This is a genomic window from Fictibacillus terranigra (assembly GCF_030412265.1).
GTDB lineage: Bacteria > Bacillota > Bacilli > Bacillales > Fictibacillaceae > Fictibacillus_C > Fictibacillus_C terrinigri.
This window is the reverse complement of the sequence record NZ_JAUHLN010000001.1, coordinates 1,350,195-1,371,337: the sequence shown is the minus strand read 5'-3', so window position 1 is coordinate 1,371,337 and position 21,143 is coordinate 1,350,195. Positions and strand designations below refer to the sequence as shown.

General features: G+C 45.9%; 24 protein-coding genes and 1 other annotated feature. Of the genes, 2 read left to right on the top strand and 22 right to left on the bottom strand.

Going from position 1 to position 21,143, the window contains the following annotated elements; all coding sequences use genetic code 11:
* The 4 genes from QYF49_RS06840 to nadB form a co-directional block, all read right to left on the bottom strand.
* On the bottom strand, nucleotides 1–1,183 hold a 1,183-nt coding region (locus QYF49_RS06840; RefSeq protein ID WP_290398841.1), incomplete at its 3' end, for a LysM peptidoglycan-binding domain-containing protein.
* 139 nt (nucleotides 1,184–1,322) lie between these two features.
* Entirely contained in the window at nucleotides 1,323–2,426 is a 1,104-nt protein-coding gene (gene nadA, locus QYF49_RS06835; RefSeq protein ID WP_290398840.1) for a quinolinate synthase NadA, read from the bottom strand.
* Nucleotides 2,383–3,267, bottom strand: coding sequence for a carboxylating nicotinate-nucleotide diphosphorylase (gene nadC, locus QYF49_RS06830; protein ID WP_290398839.1), 885 nt, complete (start codon nucleotides 3,265–3,267; stop codon nucleotides 2,383–2,385). The genes nadA and nadC overlap by 44 nt, the downstream gene beginning before the upstream one ends.
* Entirely contained in the window at nucleotides 3,221–4,792 is a 1,572-nt protein-coding gene (gene nadB, locus QYF49_RS06825; protein ID WP_290398838.1) for an L-aspartate oxidase, read from the bottom strand. The genes nadC and nadB overlap by 47 nt, the downstream gene beginning before the upstream one ends.
* Before the next feature lie 101 nt (nucleotides 4,793–4,893).
* Here nadB and QYF49_RS06820 point away from each other — a divergent pair, with 101 nt between their 5' ends.
* Together QYF49_RS06820 and QYF49_RS06815 are read left to right on the top strand one after the other, a co-directional pair.
* Nucleotides 4,894–6,036 (top strand): IscS subfamily cysteine desulfurase, encoded by a 1,143-nt coding sequence (locus QYF49_RS06820; protein WP_290398837.1) that lies wholly within the window; start codon nucleotides 4,894–4,896, stop codon nucleotides 6,034–6,036.
* A 5-nt stretch (nucleotides 6,037–6,041) separates the two neighbouring features.
* Nucleotides 6,042–6,578, top strand: coding sequence for a transcription repressor NadR (locus QYF49_RS06815; RefSeq protein ID WP_290399069.1), 537 nt, complete (start codon nucleotides 6,042–6,044; stop codon nucleotides 6,576–6,578).
* A gap of 46 nt (nucleotides 6,579–6,624) precedes the next feature.
* Here the strand turns inward: QYF49_RS06815 and QYF49_RS06810 are convergent, their stop codons facing one another.
* The 18 genes from QYF49_RS06810 to QYF49_RS06725 form a co-directional block, all read right to left on the bottom strand.
* Nucleotides 6,625–7,068, bottom strand: coding sequence for an ACT domain-containing protein (locus tag QYF49_RS06810; RefSeq protein ID WP_290398836.1), 444 nt, complete (start codon nucleotides 7,066–7,068; stop codon nucleotides 6,625–6,627).
* Between the two features lie 104 nt (nucleotides 7,069–7,172).
* Nucleotides 7,173–8,456: a GTPase ObgE gene (obgE, locus tag QYF49_RS06805; RefSeq protein ID WP_290398835.1), complete on the bottom strand. Its 1,284-nt coding sequence runs from the start codon at nucleotides 8,454–8,456 to the stop codon at nucleotides 7,173–7,175.
* Nucleotides 8,457–8,483: 27 nt separating this feature from the next.
* On the bottom strand, nucleotides 8,484–9,026 hold the full coding sequence (locus QYF49_RS06800) for a Spo0B C-terminal domain-containing protein (RefSeq protein WP_290398834.1): 543 nt from the start codon (nucleotides 9,024–9,026) through the stop codon (nucleotides 8,484–8,486).
* A 128-nt stretch (nucleotides 9,027–9,154) separates the two neighbouring features.
* Nucleotides 9,155–9,445, bottom strand: a complete 291-nt coding sequence (gene rpmA, locus QYF49_RS06795; RefSeq protein ID WP_290398833.1) for a 50S ribosomal protein L27 — start codon at nucleotides 9,443–9,445, stop codon at nucleotides 9,155–9,157.
* A gap of 42 nt (nucleotides 9,446–9,487) precedes the next feature.
* A complete protein-coding gene (locus QYF49_RS06790) occupies nucleotides 9,488–9,826 on the bottom strand; it encodes a ribosomal-processing cysteine protease Prp (protein ID WP_290398832.1) in 339 nt (112 codons plus the stop codon).
* Between the two features lie 5 nt (nucleotides 9,827–9,831).
* Nucleotides 9,832–10,140 carry a 50S ribosomal protein L21 gene (rplU, locus tag QYF49_RS06785; protein WP_090234719.1) on the bottom strand — a complete coding sequence of 103 codons (309 nt, stop codon included), beginning with the start codon at nucleotides 10,138–10,140 and terminating at the stop codon, nucleotides 9,832–9,834.
* Between the two features lie 13 nt (nucleotides 10,141–10,153).
* Nucleotides 10,154–10,227 (bottom strand) — a sequence feature (ribosomal protein L21 leader region).
* A 47-nt stretch (nucleotides 10,228–10,274) separates the two neighbouring features.
* Nucleotides 10,275–11,768 (bottom strand): Rne/Rng family ribonuclease, encoded by a 1,494-nt coding sequence (locus QYF49_RS06780; protein ID WP_290398831.1) that lies wholly within the window; start codon nucleotides 11,766–11,768, stop codon nucleotides 10,275–10,277.
* A 37-nt stretch (nucleotides 11,769–11,805) separates the two neighbouring features.
* Entirely contained in the window at nucleotides 11,806–12,666 is an 861-nt protein-coding gene (locus QYF49_RS06775) for a M50 family metallopeptidase (RefSeq protein WP_290398830.1), read from the bottom strand.
* Nucleotides 12,659–13,408 (bottom strand): M23 family metallopeptidase, encoded by a 750-nt coding sequence (locus QYF49_RS06770; protein WP_290398829.1) that lies wholly within the window; start codon nucleotides 13,406–13,408, stop codon nucleotides 12,659–12,661. Before QYF49_RS06770 ends, QYF49_RS06775 begins: the two co-directional genes overlap by 8 nt.
* A gap of 157 nt (nucleotides 13,409–13,565) precedes the next feature.
* Nucleotides 13,566–14,360 carry a septum site-determining protein MinD gene (gene minD, locus QYF49_RS06765; protein ID WP_290398828.1) on the bottom strand — a complete coding sequence of 265 codons (795 nt, stop codon included), beginning with the start codon at nucleotides 14,358–14,360 and terminating at the stop codon, nucleotides 13,566–13,568.
* Nucleotides 14,361–14,379: 19 nt separating this feature from the next.
* The gene (gene minC / locus QYF49_RS06760; protein WP_290398827.1) at nucleotides 14,380–15,054 is read right to left on the bottom strand and encodes a septum site-determining protein MinC; all 675 of its coding nucleotides are present in this window, start codon (nucleotides 15,052–15,054) and stop codon (nucleotides 14,380–14,382) included.
* Between the two features lie 67 nt (nucleotides 15,055–15,121).
* Nucleotides 15,122–15,640 (bottom strand): rod shape-determining protein MreD, encoded by a 519-nt coding sequence (gene mreD / locus QYF49_RS06755; RefSeq protein ID WP_290398826.1) that lies wholly within the window; start codon nucleotides 15,638–15,640, stop codon nucleotides 15,122–15,124.
* The gene (gene mreC, locus QYF49_RS06750; protein ID WP_290398825.1) at nucleotides 15,640–16,515 is read right to left on the bottom strand and encodes a rod shape-determining protein MreC; all 876 of its coding nucleotides are present in this window, start codon (nucleotides 16,513–16,515) and stop codon (nucleotides 15,640–15,642) included. The genes mreD and mreC overlap by 1 nt, the downstream gene beginning before the upstream one ends.
* Before the next feature lie 15 nt (nucleotides 16,516–16,530).
* Complete coding sequence (locus tag QYF49_RS06745) at nucleotides 16,531–17,571, bottom strand: rod shape-determining protein (protein ID WP_290398824.1); 1,041 nt, start codon at nucleotides 17,569–17,571, stop codon at nucleotides 16,531–16,533.
* Nucleotides 17,572–17,642: 71 nt separating this feature from the next.
* Nucleotides 17,643–18,314 carry a RadC family protein gene (radC, locus tag QYF49_RS06740; RefSeq protein ID WP_290399068.1) on the bottom strand — a complete coding sequence of 224 codons (672 nt, stop codon included), beginning with the start codon at nucleotides 18,312–18,314 and terminating at the stop codon, nucleotides 17,643–17,645.
* Nucleotides 18,315–18,346: 32 nt separating this feature from the next.
* Nucleotides 18,347–18,934 carry a Maf family protein gene (locus QYF49_RS06735; RefSeq protein WP_290398823.1) on the bottom strand — a complete coding sequence of 196 codons (588 nt, stop codon included), beginning with the start codon at nucleotides 18,932–18,934 and terminating at the stop codon, nucleotides 18,347–18,349.
* A 246-nt stretch (nucleotides 18,935–19,180) separates the two neighbouring features.
* Complete coding sequence (locus tag QYF49_RS06730) at nucleotides 19,181–20,200, bottom strand: SPOR domain-containing protein (protein WP_290398822.1); 1,020 nt, start codon at nucleotides 20,198–20,200, stop codon at nucleotides 19,181–19,183.
* A 139-nt stretch (nucleotides 20,201–20,339) separates the two neighbouring features.
* Nucleotides 20,340–21,095 carry a prepilin peptidase gene (locus QYF49_RS06725; protein ID WP_290398821.1) on the bottom strand — a complete coding sequence of 252 codons (756 nt, stop codon included), beginning with the start codon at nucleotides 21,093–21,095 and terminating at the stop codon, nucleotides 20,340–20,342.
* Nucleotides 21,096–21,143 lie beyond the last annotated feature (48 nt).

Sequence of the window (21,143 nt, the reverse complement as noted above, 5' to 3'; positions counted from 1 at the left end):
GATCGCTTCCGCCGTATGGCTGGCCTTGCATTCCTTGGCCCATCAGATCGCTTCCACCGTATGGCTGGCCTTGCATTCCTTGGCCCATCAGATCGCTTCCACCGTATGGCTGGCCTTGCATCGGCATAAACATACCATATGGATTTTGCTGCGAATCTTGTGACAGCATGATCCCTTGCTGCGGCGATCCTTCAAAAGGCTGCTGCATTCCGGATTGAGGCATGCTGCTGTATCCCATTTGACCCGAACCTGGATTGGCCATTTGGGAACCCCCAGGGGGAATTTGCGGATAATATCCCGCTTGCTGACCTTGGCCATGATACGGCATTGCACTGAAAGGCGGCATGCCTGCACCAGCAGTGCCGTATACAGGAGCACTATAGCCCTGAGGCTGTTCAAACATCGGCGGCACTCCTGAATACATTTGGTTCATTACAGAAGAAGATTCTTCACCCAAGAACGGGTGTTTATGCTGTTTCCCCATACCGAATTGGTCTTTTCCATGGCTGAGTCCCGGAGAAAGATAAGCTGGAGGTACATAATTCACAGTTGGTTCTTTATAATGAATCGGCTGATGGTGATGTCCCCATTTCATATGCGATGATGAGGAGGATTCCATATACGCTGCAAAATCTTTATGGGACATTGGTGCCAGCGGCTTTGGTGATTTCATAGGTGATTCCTTGTAATCTTTTTTCGGAAGCAATGGTTGAAACGGCATATCTTTTTTGGGTGGTGCCGGCTTTAAAGGCATAATGGGTTCAGCTTTGAAAGGCATTTTAGGCTCGGCCTTCGGAGCCATTTTCGGTTCAGCTTTTGGCATGATCGGTGCTGCCTTTGGTGGAGCTGGAATCGGTGCAGGTTTTGGCGGCGGCGGTGGCGGTGCTGGAATTGGAATTTGCTGAACTGGTGCAACCGGCATTTCTTTTTTGGGCATTTCCTTTTTGGGCATTTCCTTTTTCTTCTGCTGCTCTTTTTTAGAGCCTGGCATCTTAAACGGCATCTTCGCTTTCTCTCCGCGTCCGATCGGCACTTGTTCAGAAGGAATCTTTACTTTTGCTCCTCTTTCCAGATTGCCTGAAGATAAACCGAAATTCGCTCTTTTTAAATCTTCTGATGAAACATGATACTTATCGGCGATTTTTTCGAGAGTATCACCTTTTTGAACGATATGAATTCTCACGTAAACAAAACTCCCTCCTGCCAAATTTCTATACAGTATATGAGTCTCTGGGCATTGTGCTACTACCTATTTCAGTAGTCGGTCTTTTACCAAGTTATGCCCTGGAAATCGGCTGTATGACTTTGACAGGAGGGGCCATTTAAGCTCTGGCTAACATTCTCTCTAGAGCTTTGACGGCATTTTCTGTTGTTAACGGGTCCACTGTGATGATGTTTTCAGGATCTCCCTGTGCAATTTTTTCAAGCGCATACGTCAGATGTGGGAGATCGATACGATTCATTGTAAGACATGGACACATGTTTGGATTTAATGAAACAATGCGTTTATCCGGGTTATTTTTTTTCAGACGGTTCACGAGGTTCATTTCCGTCCCGATCGCCCATGCACTGTTAGGCTCAGCATTTTGTATCGCTTGGATAATATAATGTGTAGACCCTGCCATATCCGACTGCTGAACAACTTGATGGCTGCATTCTGGATGAACGATGATTCTCATCTCCGGGTCGCTGTCCCGAAGAGATTGAATGTTTTCCACCGTAAACTTTTCGTGGACAGAACAGTGCCCTTTCCAAAGGATGACTTTTACATCGCTCAGGTCACCTTCAATTTCCAGTTCCCTAGCAATTGGATCCCATACCGCCATCTTCTCTAAAGGAATGCCTAATGCATAAGCGGTGTTCCGGCCTAAATGCTGGTCGGGAAGGAACAGGATTCTTTCTTTTTGTGTAAACGCCCACTCAAGCATGCGTTCCGCATTAGAAGAGGTTACGGTAGCACCGCCGTTCTTGCCGCAGAATGCTTTAATCGCTGCTGTCGAGTTCACATAGGTGAGCGGCAGGATCGTGTCGCCAAATGATGACTGAAGGTGTTCCCAAGCTTTCTCTGTCTGATGAATATCTGCCATATCCGCCATGGAGCAACCAGCCCGCATATCCGGGAGTATGACTTTTTGGCGGTTTTCAGTCAGCATATCCGCCGTCTCGGCCATAAAATGGACTCCGCAGTACACGATGTACTCTGCGTCGCGATTCTTGGCTGACTGCTGGGCAAGCTGAAGGGAATCTCCCGTCGTATCCGCAAATTGGATGACTTCATCTTTTTGATAATGATGGCCGGGAATATAGAGTTTATTGCCTAGCTGTTTCTTAACTGATCTGACCCGTTCGATCATATCTTCTTCCGTCATCGTAAAATAGGTTTCAGGAATGCTGGACTTCAGCTTGAACGCTTCCAGTAAGCTCATCTTTTAACCCTCCTGTGATATTTAAACTGATATCTAATGAAATGGCTGAATGAGTAAGCATTCCGAGCGAGATAAAATCGACTCCCGTTCTTCCATAGTGATGAAGAGCGTCAATGGAAATTCCACCAGAAGCCTCCGTGATCACATGCTTTGGAACGTAAGGTCTCCAAGCTGATATTTCTTCAGGGGTGCGGTTATCAAACATGATAACGTCGGCTCCCGCTGCTGCCGCTTCCTTTACCTGTTCAAGATTCTCCGTTTCTACTTCGACTTTTACCATGTGGCCAAGCCGTGATTTTACGGCTTTGACTGCTTCTGTAATGCCTCCTGCCCGGGCAATGTGATTGTCTTTGATCATCACCCCGTCATAAAGGCCAAATCGGTGGTTATATCCCCCGCCGCTGCGGACTGCATATTTTTCAAACATTCGTAGCCCGGGGGTGGTTTTCCTTGTATCACAAATTTTGGTTGTTTCACTGTTCAAGGTCATTACTGCCTTTTGCGTTAACGTCGCAATGCCTGACATCCTCTGCACTAAGTTTAAGATGACCCTTTCTCCGCTGTAGATAGCAGGTGCCGGGCCACTGACATCTGCAATGATCTGACCTGCCGCAATCTTGTCACCATCTTTTACCTTTGGCACCACTTGACAGTTCTTATCCAGCAGGCGATATCCCTCGGAGATGACCTCCATGCCCGAAAAAACACCCGGTTTTTTAGCGATGAAACGAGCTTCTGTATGCTCATGCTCTGAAAACAGCAATCCACAGGTGATGTCTCCTTCTCCAAGGTCCTCAAGCAAAAATTCCTGCAGCTGTTTTTTCAGCTTCAGCTTGTTCATTCCAATCCTTCTTTCTGTATATTTGTTTTTTTAGCCAGTCATTATCATTTTTTGTCGGATAATCACTTCTGTAATGGCCGCCCCTGCTCTCTGTACGCATTTGCGCAGATGAAATGATCAGCCAGCCGGTCTGAAGCATATTCATCCTTTCAATCTCATCGGGTGTACTGTAATAATCCGGTTTGTCTATAGAAAAACGTCGAAACCAGCGAAGCGCTTTGTCCAGATCCTTCCCCGTACGGACAATTCCTGCATATTGCGTCATCTGCCTCTGAATCTCAATTTTCTCCGGCAATTTTTTCTGCTTTTGTGTTGGAAACCCCCATTCAACCGGGTAGATGGACACCTCATGATCTTTTGATTCCAAGATCCTGGAAGCTGTCCGTTTGGCAAAAACAACACCCTCAAGCAATGAATTGCTGGCGAGTCTGTTGGCGCCATGAACACCGGTTCGGGAAGCCTCTCCTACTGCATATAAGCAGGGGACGGTCGTTTCCCCCCATTGGTTGGTCACCGTTCCCCCCATCGTAAAATGGGCACCAGGCGCAACAGGAATCTTTCCTTCCTTAAGTACAACATCCGCTTTTTTGCATTGGGAAGTTATGGACGGAAACCTGTTTGTGAAGTTTTTCACTTTTGAAACATCAAGAAAAATATCCTCGCCCTTTTGGATAAAGCCAAAAATGGTTCTCGAAACAACATCACGAGGAGCCAGATCACCCAGCTCGTGGACACCGGACATCACAGGAGCTCCTTCAGATGTAACCAGTCTGCCTCCTTCTCCTCTTACCGCTTCTGATACCAGGCCGTAGGAAACGCCCTTTTTAAACAGCATCGTGGGGTGAAATTGTATGAATTCTAGATCGGAAAGTACAGCACCTGCCCGATAGGCGAGTGCGATACTGTCTCCTGAAATGCTCCTGTCGTTGGAATGGACGGAATAAAGGCCAGCCGCCCCGCCGCAAGCAAGAATAATAGTGCTTGCAAAATAGATGGTGATCTCACCTTCTGAATTCTTCGTCCAGGCCCCCGCACATCTTCCCTGTTTGATGATCAGGTCGCCAGCGATTTCGTATTCCTTCATAGTGACATGACCGGCAATCCTTTTATAGAGCGTATCGATGATTCTTGATCCGGTTCTGTCACCGCCGGCGTGGATGATTCTTGAACGGCGATGGCCGCCCTCTCTGCCAAGGGTCAGACTGCCATCCTTGTTCCGGTCAAAGGGAACGTTCCACTCCTCCAGCTGGCGGATCATCTCCGTACCTTCTTTAACCAGGATCTCGCTGAGTGTTTCTTCATTGTGAAAGCTGCCTGCTGTTACAGTATCCATAAAGTGTTCAGCCCAGTGGTCCTCTGTTTCTGTGACCGCTGCGATCCCTCCTTGTGCAAGATATGAATTACTGCTCCGGAAGGAAGACTTTGTGACAATTGTCACATTCTTATGCGAGCGTAAACATTCGGCTGTCATTAATCCAGCGATGCCGGAGCCGATGATGAGAACGTCCGTTGACTCTACGTTCATGACGAAACCCCCGTTCATTTTCTTTACAGGTGTCTTGACACCTATGTTTACATAGAATTACACTTATGACAAGAGTTTTTTTGAGAGGGTGTGTTTATCCAATGATTTATCTTGATTACGCAGCAACAACCCCTATGTCAGAAGAAGCACTGTTTGCTTTTACAGAAACGGCAAGAATGTATTATGGAAATCCATCCAGCCTGCACGATGATGGAACTCAGGCAGCCGAGCTCGTTAATCTGGCACGTGCTGAACTGGCCCATATGATCGGAGGACGCTGTGAGGGCCTCTATTTTACAAGCGGCGGTTCAGATGGGAATTTTTTTGCTCTGACAAGCCTGGCTCTTGGAAACAGGGAAAGAGGAAATCATATCATCACTTCCCCTCTTGAACATGGTTCCGTTCAGCAGGCCCTCTCTTTTTTAGAGGAGGACGGATTTGAGATCACTGTACTTCCGATTGATCCAAACGGCAGAATTAATGTAGACGACCTTCAAAGAGCCATCCGAAAAGAAACCATTCTTGTCACCATTGCCCATGGGAACAGCGAGATCGGCGTTATCCAGCCATTGTCGGAAATCGGGGCTCTCCTTAAGGAGAAAAACATCATTTTTCACAGTGACTGCGTTCAAACGTTCGGAAAGATCCCTCTCCATGCAGGGGAAATGAATATTGGCGCCTTAACGATCTCCGCCCATAAAATTCATGGCCCTAAAGGGGTTGGTGCGGTTTATATTTCTCCGGATTTCTCATGGAAGCCGCTGCTCTCAAACGGCACCCATGAAAGAGGATTCCGCCCCGGAACTGTGAACACGCCGGGAATCGTTTCTTTCATTACGGCCGCAAGCAATCAGGTGAACCATATGGTAGAATGGAATACAAATGTTCAGGAACTTAGGAACTACTTTCTTTCCTTAACGGATGAGGATGAACATCTTATTGTCGAAGGGCACAGCCGTACGACATTGCCTCATTTTCTCGCAATCCGTCTGAAAGGAATTGAAGGGCAATATGTCATGCTCGAATTAAACCGCTATAAAATCGCTGTTTCAACAGGTTCCGCATGTAAAGCAGGACAGCAGGAACCTTCAAAAGCACTTCTCGCAATGGGTCGTTCAGCGGATGAAGCTCATGAACTCGTGAGAATTACACTTGGCAAAGAAACAACTAAGGCAGAAATACAAGCATTGACGAAAGCCATTCATGTTCTGACCAAACGATATTATGATCAAACAGGGAGTTGAAACGTATAATGGAGGCTCCAAAAATACCAGGAGACGAAAGAAGAGCCCTTATATTAAAGTGGCTAAAAGAAAGCGTTAGCCCGATTAAAGGCGGTGAACTCGCTCTAAAAACAAACGTCAGCCGGCAGGTGATTGTCGGCGACATCTCGCTGTTAAAAGCAAGAGAGGAACCGATCATCGCTACATCCCAAGGGTATCTCTATTTAAAAGCCGAAGAAAAAGCAGCTCCTCATACTCACCTGATCGTTTCCAACCATTCTCCCGAGCACACGAAGGATGAACTTTTTACGATCGTTGACCATGGTGTAACGGTCAGGAATGTTATTGTCGAGCATCCGATCTACGGGGATCTGACGGCATCGCTTCTTCTCAGTACCCGAAAGGATGTAGAGGAATTTATCAGTAAGCTCTCCTCGACCAATGCGACTTTGCTGAGTACGTTAACAGAAGGAATCCACCTTCACATGCTCGAGGCACCGACAAAAGAACAGCTGGATAGAGCATGCAGGGAACTGGAGGAAAAGGGATATCTGCTTACATGAAAAAGGAGCACTGCAGCCAGTTGTGCAGTGCTCCTTTTTCATTTTTTTAGGCTCCTGTCCCAATTACTTCTACTCGTTCTACCGCTTCCATCCGGTTGAGTGTGGAGAGAAGTTCATTGATCTCACCGCGAAGACCGTTGGTTTCAATCGTGAGTGTAACGTTGGCTCTCCCCTGCAGCGGTATGGTCTGGTTGATGGTAAGCACATTGCAGCCTACGGAAGCTACGATCGTAAGCAGGCTTGATAATGCTCCCGAACGGTCTTCCAGATTGATGGAAAGCGTTATGATTTTTTCTTTGATCATCGTGTGAAAAGGAAATATTCCATCTCTGTACTTATAGAACGCACTTCGGCTGAGTCCCACTTTTTCTGCAGCTTCAGCGACTGTTTTGACCTTGCCTCGGTCGAGCAAGGACTTCGCTTCAAGCGTTTTTTGCATGGATTCCGAAAGAACATCATCCCTTACCATGTAAAATTGCCTTTCCTTCATATGTAACGTAACCTCCAAAACGGGCTTTTTCATAAGTATATCCAATGAGAACGCCATATGTCTATCCCATATAGACAAAAAAATAGACTGCTCTGAAACGCAGCCTATTCGATAAATTCAAATTCATATTTTAAGATTCGAATCGTATCTCCATGTTCCGCTCCCTTTTCACGAAGTGCTTCGTCCACGCCCATTGAACGCATTTGGCGCGCAAATCGTTTAACAGACTCGTCCCGTGTAAAGTCGGTCATTTTGAAGAGACGTTCGATCTTCGGTCCGTTGATGATAAATGTTCCGGCAGAATCTCTTGTAATGTAAAAACCGGATTCTTCTTTTTCATGGCGGTAGAGCACCCGGTTCTCTTCTTTTTCCTCATGAATCAACGGGAACTCAGGTGTATTTTCCAGAAGGTCAGCCGTTGTATAGAGGACCTCTTTTAATCCTTGTCTTGTAATGGCTGATATCGGATACACTGGAATATCTCCGGAAAGTTTCTGTTTGAACTCTTCAAGATTCTCTTCCGCACCCGGAATATCCATCTTGTTGGCTACCACAATCTGCGGCCGTTCGGTCAGCCTTAAATTGTACTGCTTCAGTTCATCATTAATTTTTATGAAGTCCTCATACGGATCTCTTCCTTCCATGCCGGACATATCGATCACATGCAGGATAACCCTCGTGCGTTCAATATGGCGAAGGAATTGGTGCCCGAGACCGACACCTTCATGAGCGCCTTCGATCAAACCCGGCAGGTCAGCCATAACAAAGCTTCTTCCATCATCGACCGCTACTACACCCAAGTTTGGAGTAATGGTCGTAAAATGATATTCTGCGATCTTCGGCTTAGCCGCTGAAACCACAGAAAGAAGCGTGGATTTTCCTACGCTCGGGAATCCGACCAGCCCAACGTCCGCTAATACCTTTAATTCCAGAATGACTTCTCTTTCTTCACCCGGTTCGCCGTTTTCCGCCAGTTCAGGCGCAGGATTAGCCGGTGTAGCGAAACGTGTGTTTCCCCGTCCCCCACGTCCGCCTCTGGCAATTACTGCCCGCTGTTCATGATGAACAAGATCGGCCAGGACTTGTCCGGTTTCAGCGTCTGTTACGACTGTGCCAGGTGGTACTTTTACGATCATATCTTCTGAATTTTTGCCATGCATGCCTTTGGACATGCCATGTTCACCGCGTTTGGCTTTAAAATGCTTGTTGAAGCGAAAGTCCATTAACGTACGAAGGCCTTCTTCTACTTCAAAAACAACATTAGCGCCTTTACCGCCGTCTCCACCGGCAGGGCCGCCGTTAGGTACGTATTTTTCACGGCGAAACGCAACCATTCCGTTTCCGCCGTCGCCGGCTTTTACAAATATTTTGACCTGATCCACGAACATGTTTGCTCGCCTCCTTCTATAAGTTCTTTACTGATTCAATTGTAAAACAAGATATACTTCATGGGGTTGAATATAGCTTTCGATTACGTCCAATAATTTATGTGCTGCCATCACATCTTGCAGCTCCGATTCAAATTCCTCAGAATTATGTATACTTCCGGTTAACCGAAACATGAAGGCGGAAGGATCCTGCTCGTTTGAAATGGTGAAAACGATCCTGTTTTCAGCCAGGGGATTAACCGAGCGGTTCATGACGCCAAAAAGAGACTGGCAGGCCTCAAGCAGTACCTTCTCCGCCTTCGAAAGGTCTCTAATCTCTCCGGTTACTTTCGTTTCAAGTACAATGGGGTGTTTCAGCCAGTTGAAGGTTATGAGGTATTCCGCCAGTTCAGGAACTTTCAAATTCATGAGGTTTGATTCGTGCCTCGAAGCAAGGATGATTTCCTCAATAATCTCGTTTGCCCGTTCGGCCCGTCCCATAGATAGGTTTGCCTTAATAAGCTGGAGCTGATTGAGCCAGTCATGGCGGGCATGCCTTAATAATTCTAACGTCGACCAATCTTTACCCATATTCGCACTCCTGTTTGAAAAGTTAAATTCCATTTCCTCTGCTTCACTGGATTAGACCGAAAAGCCTGTTATGAAATACCCACCTTACAAAAGAAAAAGCTCTAACCAACCCGGTTAGAGCTATCTTCTTACGCTTCGTTTGCGATTGGGTATACACTTACTTGTTTGCGGTCACGTCCAAGACGCTCGAAACGAACAACTCCGTCCACTTTCGCAAAAAGAGTGTCATCTCCGCCGCGTCCAACGTTAGTACCAGGGTAGATCTTAGTACCGCGTTGACGGTAAAGGATAGATCCGCCTGTTACGAGCTGACCGTCCGCTCTCTTAGCACCAAGGCGCTTAGAGATGGAGTCACGACCGTTCTTTGTGCTACCTACTCCCTTTTTGGAAGCAAAGTATTGAAGGTTTAATTTTAGCATTCGTCCCACCTCCTCATTCGGTGTTTTGCAGTCTTTCCAAGCCTATGCCTGTTTTTCCTGCAATGAAATAAATCGACCATAGTCGTTTTCGATTGTTTTTAAGGAAACAACCATACCTTCCAGAAGAAGCTGTACTTTTTCATGGATATGGCTTTCGAGATGATCTGGAGCATGAAATACCAGGTAGCCTCCATCCTGGCGTGTTTCCACATCAGGTGTAATGCTGCACAGGATTTCCAGCGCATTGATCGCTCCAAAAGAGACGGCTGATGCCCCGGCACAGACAAGATCTTGTCCATAAGGCCCGGAATCGGCATGTCCACTCATTGAAAACGAACGAATATGATGCTGTTCATCTCTGTAAATGGTTACCTTGATCATTGGAATTAACCGTTGATTTTATCGATAACTACTTTAGTGTAAGGCTGACGGTGACCTTGTTTACGACGGTAGTTCTTTTTCGCTTTGAACTTGTAAACGATCACTTTTTGTCCGCGGCCATGTTTTTCAACTTTACCTGTTACAGTCACTCCATCAAGCAAAGGAGCTCCCACTTTCAGGCTGTCTCCACCAACCATAAGAACATCCTCAAATGTTACAGTATCGCCAGCTTCCACATCAAGCTTTTCAACATAGATCGCTTGACCTTCTTCAACTCTTACTTGTTTACCACCAGTTTGAATAATTGCGTACATCACGTGCACCTCCTTGTAAACTCAGACTCGCCATCACAGGTGCTTGTGTAAGCTTGAAAACCTGTTCCTGAGCGGTTGGAGACGGTGCTCCAATAAACTAACAGAAGAATCATACCATGTTATGATCTGCCGTGTCAATTTATCTTTTTTATTCTTTCTTCAATTTCCCTGGATGGCCCGATATGCCGGATGGAAAAGGATGGCATTGCATCACTTCCGCTCTCCGTAAGATAAATACGATAAGAGAGGTGTGCCTCCAGATGGTGGAGATGCTCACTGTTTACGCCCTTTAATTGGCGGGCGACTTCAGGGGTAGCCTCGATCCACAAGGCTTCATCATCCATATGCCGGTATTCCCGCAGTACGAGCTCCGCTTGGTTGGCAACGGCTCTCACGGACTGGACCCTTCCCGTGGCCTTACAGACAGAACAAGGTTCGGACAGGGCATGGAACAAGGACTGCTTCTCTTTTTTCCGTGTCATTTCAAAAACGCCCATCCGTGTAAAGCCATGCACCACGGTCGTTGTTCCGTCAGAAGCCAAAGCCTCTTTTAAAGCATCCTCTACCCTCTGCTGATCCTCAGGCTCGCTCATCGTAATAAAATCAATGATGATCATCCCCGCAAGGTTTCGAAGCCGCAGCTGTTTCGCGATCTCTTCTGCCGCTTGAAGGTTCGTTAGAAGAACGGTTTCTCTTCGGCTAGACTTTCCGGTGAATTTATCCGTGTTTACATCGATGACAGACAGGGCTTCGGTTTGATCGATCCGCAATGAACCACCATTTTTCAGCCAGACGTGCGGCCTGAGCGCTTTTTCCCATTGTGCGTCCACTCCGTAATACGAGAAGATATTTTCCTTTCCGCTGTACAGGACAATATTCTTTTGGAGCAGCGGAAAAGGCTTGGCCAGCCAGATCAGTTTCCTGAATTCCGATGCATCATCGATAATAATCTCCGTACCGTTTTCATAGGCGTGATCTCGTATGATCTTATTTAAAAATTCTCCCTCATCATGCAAAATACCAGGTGCCGCTGCTTGTTCAGCTCTTGCTGCCAGATGGCGGTGCCGTTCTACAAGACCATCGAACTCCGCTTGTATGTCCGCTTCCGATTGCCCTGTGCAAGCCGTGCGGAAAATAACCCCATCTTCGCCTTTCACTAGAGAATGGCCAAACTGACGCCATTTCTCCTTCTCATTCCTGCTCATCTTCTTGGATACGCCGATATGGGAGGCATTGGGGAGAAAGACGAGCCGTGAGCCCGGTATGGACAGCATCCCGGTCAGCCTGGCTCCTTTGGTGTCTGTTTCTTCCTTTATAACCTGTACGACCAGTTCCTCCCCTTCTCTCACGAAGGAACTGATCGATGCCGCCTTTTTATCTTCTGGTGCCATATAGGACTGCTGATAGGAGAGCAGATCATCACGATGAATGAAACCATTCTTGACCGCTCCGATGTCCACAAAGGCTGCCTGCATGCCGGGCAGCACTTTTCTTACTCTGCCTTTATAGATGCTGCCGGGTACAGGCTGATCGGAGGAATCATCCACATGCAGTTCTAATGCTTCTCCATTTTCCATCATTGCTGTTCTTTTGATTTGGGTTAAAGCGTTTATAATAATTTTTTTCACATTTACCGACCTCGCTTACATGACTCATCCTCTTATTCTAACGAAAAAGATGGCCGATTGCACACCTGACCTGATTGGATGAAAAAAACATGCTCAGCACTTGCTTCTCTTCAACGATCCTGCTTCTTCCAGCGATTTGAATAACGATAAAGTGCCGAACCCCCTTTCGAAACAGGCTGATGACGTCATACAGTGCAGCATCTGCCGGGACATGAATGGGCTTTGTAAGGGTACTCGCCGGCTGAACACTTGCTGTCCTGGACATTAAAAAACGGAGGAAGACGAACTGCCGCCTTTTCCACTCAATATAGTGGGAGACACCAAGAAAGATGGCAACAAACCATAAGTTTAAATGGAGAGGATCCCGGTGTATAAAGGAAACAAACAGGATCAGCATGATGGAAAAAGAGGTTAATAAAAATACAGTATGTGCTTTTTTAAACGGAAAAATGCTGGCAGCTGCAGCAAACATCAGCTTCCCCCCATCCAGCGGCCAAACCGGTAAAAGATTAAAAGCTAAAAGAGTTACGTTCATTTTGATAAACCACTCGTAATCACCGGGGTTCCACCAGCCAAGCTGAAAAATGAAAAAAGCAGCCAGCATCAGCCAGAGATGCTGTACAGGACCCAGCAATGTAACGATCACTTCTTCTCGGAACGGCCGGTTCCCGTGTTCCTCTACCTCAGCCACTCCTCCAAAAGGAAACAGTTCAATTTTTTTCACGCGCCATTGAAAAAGATGGGCCCCTGCATAATGACCCATCTCATGTATAAAAACAGCCAAAAACAGCCATATTATTTCACGGAAATGCCCGGTGATGATCGAAAGTCCGATGATCAGCCAGAAGAGAGGATTGATCCTTACTTTGCTTAAAAATTGAAAGACTGTATTATTCAAATCTGATCACCTTGCTCGGATCGATGTACGTATTGCCTTTTTTTAGTGCAAAATAAAACTTTCCTGTCTTCCCGTCCTTATTCGGTGTCACCTTACCCAGCGTTTTTTGGCTTTCCATATAGCTGTATAGCTTTACACTCGGATCAATGCTGTCCAATTCGCCGTACCACGATTCTTCCCCATTGCTATGCTGGATCACAACGGTATTTCCGAGATTTTTCTTTTTCCCGATAAAAATGACGTACCCTTCTTTTACCGTATCCACGTTCGAGGTTTTTCCCGTTTCAAGCATGATGCCTTTTCCATTGGCCTGAAAGGATTCATACACTCTGCCGGATGCAGGCTGTGCATAAGTATCCTTTTTATTCCCGGCGGCGGCATTCTCGGGTGCTGCGGATTGTTTTTCTGGCAATAACGCCAGTGGTTTACCGAACTGATTTTCATACCACTTTTTAGCGGCGGCAAACTGAAATTCGCTATGATACATGTTCTTAATCAAACTCTGCCCTTTTGCAGACAGCTCGCTGTCATTTTTAAACACGATTCCTGCTCCAAGAAAAAGGCACACGGACATCATGATCTGAAACAAAAAGATCGAACCGTTAAACAATGGCCCTTTTTTCTTTTCCCCCATGGAAGCAGAATTCCCCGTATACAGACTGGTTCTAAACGATTCACTGTCTCCTTGAGCCATTCTGTCAGCATACCTGCGCCTTAAATCATCCGCACTGTTTCTCATCATCCATTCCTCCGCATCATGTTATACCCCATCTTATGACTTGTCCGGAGCCCTTATGACAGAGGATGGCACTGTCTGTCCCTAAACAACGAAAAAACCTTCACTTCGGGAACAGGCAGATACACTGTCTTCCCTTCAGCGAAGGTTTCATTGGGATGATTTATCTCATGCCCAGCAATGTTTTAATTTTTGAGAAGAAGCCTTTTTCTTCCTCAATCGTCGTTAAAGGCACGGATTCCCCAAGAATTCGCCTTGCGATATTCCGATAGGCGATGGACGCCCTGCTGTCAGGGTTCATCGCAATCGGTTCACCTTTATTGGCCGCTTTAATGACATTCTCGTCATCGACCACCACGCCGATCAGCTCAATCGCAAGGATGGAAACAATCTCATCCACATCCAGCATGTCTCCACTTTTAGCCAGATGATTCCTGACTCGGTTAACGATCAATTTAGGAGTCTCTACCTCTTCTTGTTCGAGCAGCCCGATAATACGGTCAGCGTCACGAACCGAAGAAATTTCAGGATTGGTCACGACGATGGATTTGTCCGCTCCTGCGACCGCATTCTTAAATCCTTGTTCAATGCCTGCAGGGCAGTCGATGATCACATAATCATAATCCTGCTTTAATTCAGTAATGATTTTCTTCATTTGTTCTGGCTGAACCGAGCTTTTATCCTTCGTCTGCGCAGCAGGAAGAAGGAACAAGCATTCAAACCGTTTATCCTTGATCAGCGCCTGGTGCAGCTTGCAGCGTTCTTCGACAACGTCGACCAGATCATAGATGATCCGATTTTCCAGACCCATCAATACATCCAGATTGCGAAGGCCGATGTCAGTATCCACTAGACATACTTTTTTACCAGAAAGGGCAAGGGACGTACCGATATTTGCAGAAGTCGTAGTTTTACCGACTCCCCCTTTCCCAGAAGTAATGACAATTGCCTCTCCCATGATTCATTCCCCTTTCTTACTATAAACGATTCAAATTGGGCCTGATTCTATGTACAGTACTGATTCGGTCAATCAATATTTGATTTTCTTCATCAGAAATAAAGGCGCATTCCATTTCATGCCCAATTTCCGGATAATGGTCAGGCGCCCGGCTGATCAGATCCGCAATTCTTAGCTGGGTGGGTTTCATGACAGAAGCGGCGATGACCGCTTCACGGTTTCCGGATGAACCTCCGTGGGCGATGCCTTTCAGCGAACCCATCACAAAAATATTGCCCGTTGCCATTATCGTGCCGCTCGGATTTACATCTCCAATCAGCAAAAGATCCCCTTGAACACTTAACACCTGGCCGGAACGAACCACTTTTGAAACTCGTATGATTTGAGCTTCCCTCTTCATTTCCTCCGCTTCAGCCACCGTGATGACGTTCGATTCAAACCGTTTGATGTCCAGGTTTTGCTTCTGGCCGATAATCTCGCGGACAAGCTGCGACTGCTGCTCTGTTAAATACCGGTTGCCCGTTTTGACAATGACTGAAATAAGCGGTCCATTCAGCAACTGTCCATGGTCGTCAGATAATTTATCGTTAAGCTCTTCGACCAGCTGCTCAAATGAGCATAGGTCGTCCAACAACAGGACCAGACCGTCTTTCGTACCTTTTATTGTTACATTATGTTGGAGTTTTTGTGCCATTGCCATCGTTCACCTCAACATACTTTCATTCGACAACTTTTTAAATAATCCTCTTTTTATATGTCCATTAGTTTTCATGGATGGCTTTTCGCACCTTTTTCAGAAGCTTGGCAAACGGATAATAAACGAGGATAGTAAACACAGCGTTTAAAATCAGCGTAGGAAGCAGCCTGTCATAAAAGAAGGAGTCTATATTTGTATCGGCAATACCAATCAGAGAGTTTAATCCATACACCATAAATTCCAGTCCTGCCGCCCCGGCTGCGCTTAACAGTATAGCAACAAAGAAATTGCTGAAAAGATAGCGGGATAGAACAGAAATGAAATAGGCCACCAATGCAGTAGAAAACATATACACACCGATCAGATCCGTGTAGATGAGATCGGTAAGAAGCCCAAAGACCATCCCGTATACAATGCCGTACGATGGTTTAAGATAGCAGGATATAAGGATGATCAGCACGAGAGAAAAATGGGGAATCAGCTGGAAGCCCCAATTATAATGCTCCGGCGCCAGAACCTGCATGATTGTACTTTCGGCAACAAACGCAATATAGGTAATAAAAGGAAGAAGAATCCTGTTCATTATTCTTCCTCCTTTGCTTTAAATTCGTTTTCGTCGACTTGAGGCATCGAACGATCAAGAATCATCACGTGATCGAGATCATAAAGGTCAGCCGACGGCTTTAAATAAGCGGTCTTTGTCAGCCCGTATTCATCCGGCTTCACTTCCTTGACCGTACCAATCAGCAAACCGCGCGGAAACACCTCGCCAAGGCCTGAAGTAATCACTTTTTGGCCCTTTTCCAGCTTGGCATCCACCGGTATCTTTTTAAACAGCAGCGCTTGTTTTTTGGAATCATAGCCTTCAATCATGCCAAAAATGCGCTTGTTGCTCTCAGCGATAGCGGAGATCCGGTTCGTGCGGTCGTTGTCACTGATCAGCTGGATGGTGGAATGGAATGCAGATACTTTTGCTACTTTCCCGATGAATCCTTCAGGTGAAACAACAGCCATCTTCGGTTTCACACCGTCTCTGTACCCTTTGTTCACAAAAATAAACTTGTTCCAGCGGTCAGGGGACCGTCCGATGACCGATGCTTCCTTAACTTTGTATTCCGTAAGATCAGCTTCTTTTTCGAGCTGGCTCTTTAATGTTTTGTTTTCCTTCTTCAGTTCCTGCACGTCTACAGACAGCTGTGCGTATTCGTCCAGCTTCGATTTCAGCTGTTTGTTCTCTTGATACATATGCTTCATTTCTGTCAGGTTCTCAAAGAAACCCGCTATGGAGTTAGCGGGTTTATAAAACAGCGACTGGCTTACACCAACCGTATCTTTTAAAAATTGTTCCGGCCAGCTTAATTCTTCCCGATCTTTCATAGAAAAACCGATCATTGCCACCAAGACTATGATACTCGCAAGAAGAATAATTAGCCGCTTGTTTGAGAAAAATTGTGGCACGATCTAAACACCTACTTAAATCTTTGTTTTCGAACGAGAAGTAATCCCTGCCTTTGAACGGAAAAGATGCAAGTTTTCTAGCGCGCGTCCAGTTCCGACAGCGACACAGTCCAGAGCGTTTTCAGCAACGATGACAGGCATTCTAGTTTCTTCGCTGATCACCTTGTCCAGGTTGCGAAGCAAAGCTCCGCCTCCGGTCAATACGATTCCACGGTCCATGATGTCCGCTGCAAGCTCAGGAGGAGTTTTTTCAAGTGTTACTTTAACGGCCTCCATGATGCTGTTGACTGTATCTCTCAGCGCACTGGAAACTTCTTCCGCCGTAATCGTAATCGTTTTCGGCAGCCCTGTCAATAAATCACGCCCGCGGATGTCCATGTTCTCAATACCATCAGCAGAACCGGCAGATCCGATCTCAAGTTTAAGTGTTTCAGCTGTACGCTCACCAATCATCAAGTTGTAGGTTTTCTTAATATACTGAATGATGGCATCGTCCATCTCGTCTCCGGCAATACGGATGGATTGGCTTGTTACAATTCCTCCCAGGGAGATGATCGCCACTTCCGTTGTACCGCCACCGATATCAACAACCATGCTTCCTGTAGGCTCCCATACCGGAAGATCAGCACCGATCGCTGCTGCGAACGGCTCTTCAATCGTATACGCCTCACGTGCCCCTGCTTGTTTGGTCGCATCTTCGACTGCACGTTTTTCAACCGCAGTAATCCCAGAAGGAACACAGACCATAACATTAGGTTTTCTAGCAAACACAGAACGGTTCTTCTGTGCCTGTTGAATAAAATACTTCATCATTGTTGCCGTTGTTTCGAAATCAGCAATAACTCCATCTTTCATCGGACGTACTGCTACAATGTTTCCAGGCGTACGGCCAATCATATTCTTCGCCGCGTTACCTACTGCTTCAATTGATCCTGTGTCAGTTCGCAATGCCACTACGGAAGGTTCACGCACAACAACACCCTTACCCTTCACGTAAACAAGAGTGTTAGCAGTCCCTAAATCAATCCCCAAATCTCTTGAAAATCCACCAAACATTTATGTAACTCCTTTCATCAAGCAAAACTCATAAATATGATTATACGCTAACAAAAGCGCAAATGACAATGTTAAACATAACCTTTTTCTTTTAAACTTACATATTTTAAATCACCGATAATAATGTGGTCCAGAAGCTCGATTCCGAGCATTTTCCCGCATTCTACTAATCTTTTTGTAACGTCGATATCTTCCCTGCTTGGAGCGGGGTCACCGCTTGGGTGGTTGTGGAAACAAATAATGGAAGCCGCCGACCGCCTGAACCCTTCCTTGAAAACTTCCCTGGGATGGACAATCGATGAATTCAAGCTTCCAATGAAAATCGTTTTCTTGTGAATGATTTGATTTTTCGTATTTAAATAGAGACAGACAAAATGCTCCTGCTGGAGAAAGCGCAATTCATCCATCATATATTGAGCCCCATCGTCTGGTGAGCGGATCGCAAACCGTTCGTCAAACGGCAGTCGGCTGATGCGCCTTCCCAATTCAATGGCTGCGAGAAGCTCAACGGCTTTCGCATCCCCAATGCCGTGAATTTCTTTCAATTCACCAATCGTTGCGTCCTTCAAAAAACGAAGTCCTTCAAAATGCTGAATGATTCGGTTCGCAAGCTGAATGACAGATTCGTTCTTTGATCCTGTTCTCAATATAATCGCCAGGAGTTCATGGTTCGCCAGGGTGTCTGGTCCGCTGATGAGCATTCGCTCACGCGGCCGTTCTTGTACAGGATAATCTCGAATCATAAGCGGTGTTTCGGCCACTTACGTATTCCTCCTTAAATGTCATCTTCCTGACTGACTGCGCTGATTCCAAAGCTTTCAAGCTCCCTTACTACTCTGGATACCGGCAATCCCACCACGCTGTAAAAATCTCCGGCGATCGACTGGACGAGCCTTGCGCCCAATCCCTGGATCCCATAGCTGCCGGCCTTATCAAAAGGTTCACCGCTGTTTACATAGTTTTCGACCTCTGCTTCTGAAAGCTCCCAAAACGTTACATCAGTTGAAACTGAAAATAAACGTTCTTTGCCTTCGGACAGAATACAGACACCTGTATACACGGTATGAGTCCGGCCTGAAAGTGAACGGAGAGCCGCAACAGCTTCCTTTCTTCCCGCCGGTTTTCCCATCACGGTACCATTGTTCACAACAACCGTATCTGCACCAATCACTACATGCTCTTTATGCAGCCTAAATACATCTTCCGCTTTTTGCCTGGCAAGCGAACAAACAAGCTCTTCAGGTGACAATGAGGGATCCATGACCTCTTGAATAGTACTTGGAATAACTTCATACGAGAGAAGGTTCATTGAAAGAAGTTCTTTTCTTCGAGGTGAAGAAGAGGCTAGTATGAGGCGTTTCATATAATCACCCTTTTAATTAGCGGTTTACTATAATCAACCAACTGTAAGAGAGATTTGAATTAAGCATATCAAAATCTCCAAAGTTAGACAATAAGCAATCCGTTTATCATGATTGTTCTATTAATTTTTCGCCAAAACTTGTCTGTTTATGTCTTGATTTAACATTTTCTTTTATTTTTAGTCGGCTTTCTTTTTTATGGAAAATAAAAAAGCAAAGCTGGTTTACGGCGCTTTGCTCCTCATACGCTATTTTAAAACCTCAAGCAGCTTTGTGTAGGACACAAAACTGTCCAGCACGGCTTGCTGCAGCGGCCAGTCAACTTCGCCTGGCCGGTTGGCGGTAAGCCTGGTTAACGCCCGGGAAATATCCTTTTCGTAGTTCCGCACGGCCTTTTCCTGTTTCGCCGGCCATTGTTCATGCTGTTTATCACCATATGCTTTCCAACCCTCGTAATCCTTCATAATGGAATCTTTTGCTTTCTTGCTCAGCGTTGGCACCTGCGAAAGAGTAATCACATTCTGAAGAAGGATCTTTCCGTTTACGATAAAAGGTTCATCCATTTTATGGGGAATCTTTAGATCCGTATAAGAAGCGTCCAGCTGCTTCGGCCAAACCTCCACTCCTTTAAACTTATAGACATCCGCCAGTGCGCGTGCCTCCTCTTTTTTATTTCCGAGACCGATCAGTACGGAGTAGTTCGCCCCTTGTTTATAAACAGACGCCGCATATCCTTGGTCTTTCATGTCCTTGCTGATTTCCTCCGCTTTTTTCTTGGTCGAAAAGAGTCCGTTCTGAGCAGCATGAAAGTCCATGGAGATTGAAGGAATCGTCGCTGGAGCCTGGGCTTTGGAGCTGGCACTGGCCTGCTGTGCAGCCGCTGTCTCGCTCTGGGTCGATGCGGTTTCACCGGTAAACAGCATGAGGATTATTCCGCCAAACGTGCAGCCTGTTAGAATTGCAGCAATGACTGCGGTAATGAATTTCTTTGAAAACAGACTGGTGTTGCGATTGCGGTCCATCAGAACCATTCTTCGTTTAGACCACTTTTTTCGCAAAGCGGACGGGCGGGGAACTGTGGAAACCACTTTTTTAAAGTCAAGTATTTTCCCGGATCCTTCAGAGTCGATGATTTCCCATCCGGTCGTTTCCTCTGTATAAACCGCTGCCGCTATTTCCTTCGTCGGAGACTCCTTCTCTTTCTGTACTTCCTTAAAGGCAGTAGCCTTACCATTGATCAATACTGTGATCGGCTTTTGCTCCTTCATGACATCCGCTCCTTTGTTCTATCATCTAGTAAACAGGGTATGCAGAAATCCTGTTTCATAGAACAAAAAGAATCGCGTTTGATAGAATAAATGAAGCTAATCCATAGCCATTTTTTCTGCAACTATGTCTTTGTTGCATTCAGTTCATGAAATGAAAATACCAATCGATCATCTCATGGAAAAAAAAATAGGAGACTAATGTTGCAAGTACAATATATGGACCGAAAGGAATCGGCTGCCCTCTTTTTATCAGTTTTAATGCCAAACCAGCAGTACCGAGTACGGCACCAAAAAGGGTGGCCAGTATAAAAGCAAGCAGTGTGGCTTTCCACCCAAGAACGATTCCAAGTACACCCATGAGTTTAACGTCTCCCCCACCCATCCCTCCTTTTGATGCAACAGCGATAAAGAACAGAAGCCCGAAGCCAAGAGCAAATCCAGCTATGGGATCCCACCAAGGAGCAAGGGGAATAAATATACGTAAGGCAATGAAAACGGGCATAAAAAATAACAGAACCTTATCCGGAATTATCATGTACTTGATATCCGATACTGTAACAATCATAAGGAGCGAGATCAGACACCAGGAAACGAGCAGTTCCTTTGACAACCCCACCACCAGTGGGGAAATCATAAAAAGAAATGCGGTAGATAATTCTATTACTGGGTAGAGAGCTGATATCTTTGTTTGACAGCCTCTGCATTTTCCCTTTTGACATAGCCATGAGAAAATCGGAATCAGTTCGTACCAATTAAGGTTACGGCTGCAGGCTGTGCAGTGGGAGCCTGTGTGTACGATCGATTCGTTTTTAGGGACGCGCAGGCCCACTACGTTGAAGAAGGATCCGAGTAAACTGCCATATAGTGCTGCCATATAAACAATTAACAATTCCATATTGAACATCCTTAGACATTTAATTATAATCCGCCGTATCTTTTTTGG

Excerpts from the sequence above, each read along its gene's own strand:
- nadA (WP_290398840.1), bottom strand. The coding sequence starts at position 2,426 with ATGAGCTTACTGGAAGCGTTCAAGCTGAAGTCCAGCATTCCTGAAACC.
- nadC (WP_290398839.1), bottom strand. The coding sequence starts at position 3,267 with ATGAACAAGCTGAAGCTGAAAAAACAGCTGCAGGAATTTTTGCTTGAG.
- nadB (WP_290398838.1), bottom strand. The coding sequence starts at position 4,792 with ATGAACGTAGAGTCAACGGACGTTCTCATCATCGGCTCCGGCATCGCT.
- QYF49_RS06820 (WP_290398837.1), top strand. The coding sequence starts at position 4,894 with ATGATTTATCTTGATTACGCAGCAACAACCCCTATGTCAGAAGAAGCA.
- QYF49_RS06810 (WP_290398836.1), bottom strand. The coding sequence starts at position 7,068 with ATGAAGGAAAGGCAATTTTACATGGTAAGGGATGATGTTCTTTCGGAA.
- obgE (WP_290398835.1), bottom strand. The coding sequence starts at position 8,456 with ATGTTCGTGGATCAGGTCAAAATATTTGTAAAAGCCGGCGACGGCGGA.
- QYF49_RS06800 (WP_290398834.1), bottom strand. The coding sequence starts at position 9,026 with ATGGGTAAAGATTGGTCGACGTTAGAATTATTAAGGCATGCCCGCCAT.
- rpmA (WP_290398833.1), bottom strand. The coding sequence starts at position 9,445 with ATGCTAAAATTAAACCTTCAATACTTTGCTTCCAAAAAGGGAGTAGGT.
- QYF49_RS06790 (WP_290398832.1), bottom strand. The coding sequence starts at position 9,826 with ATGATCAAGGTAACCATTTACAGAGATGAACAGCATCATATTCGTTCG.
- rplU (WP_090234719.1), bottom strand. The coding sequence starts at position 10,140 with ATGTACGCAATTATTCAAACTGGTGGTAAACAAGTAAGAGTTGAAGAA.
- QYF49_RS06770 (WP_290398829.1), bottom strand. The coding sequence starts at position 13,408 with ATGATGAGAAACAGTGCGGATGATTTAAGGCGCAGGTATGCTGACAGA.
- minD (WP_290398828.1), bottom strand. The coding sequence starts at position 14,360 with ATGGGAGAGGCAATTGTCATTACTTCTGGGAAAGGGGGAGTCGGTAAA.
- minC (WP_290398827.1), bottom strand. The coding sequence starts at position 15,054 with ATGGCACAAAAACTCCAACATAATGTAACAATAAAAGGTACGAAAGAC.
- mreD (WP_290398826.1), bottom strand. The coding sequence starts at position 15,640 with ATGAACAGGATTCTTCTTCCTTTTATTACCTATATTGCGTTTGTTGCC.
- QYF49_RS06745 (WP_290398824.1), bottom strand. The coding sequence starts at position 17,571 with ATGTTTGGTGGATTTTCAAGAGATTTGGGGATTGATTTAGGGACTGCT.
- radC (WP_290399068.1), bottom strand. The coding sequence starts at position 18,314 with ATGATTCGAGATTATCCTGTACAAGAACGGCCGCGTGAGCGAATGCTC.
- QYF49_RS06735 (WP_290398823.1), bottom strand. The coding sequence starts at position 18,934 with ATGAAACGCCTCATACTAGCCTCTTCTTCACCTCGAAGAAAAGAACTT.
- QYF49_RS06730 (WP_290398822.1), bottom strand. The coding sequence starts at position 20,200 with ATGAAGGAGCAAAAGCCGATCACAGTATTGATCAATGGTAAGGCTACT.
- QYF49_RS06725 (WP_290398821.1), bottom strand. The coding sequence starts at position 21,095 with ATGGAATTGTTAATTGTTTATATGGCAGCACTATATGGCAGTTTACTC.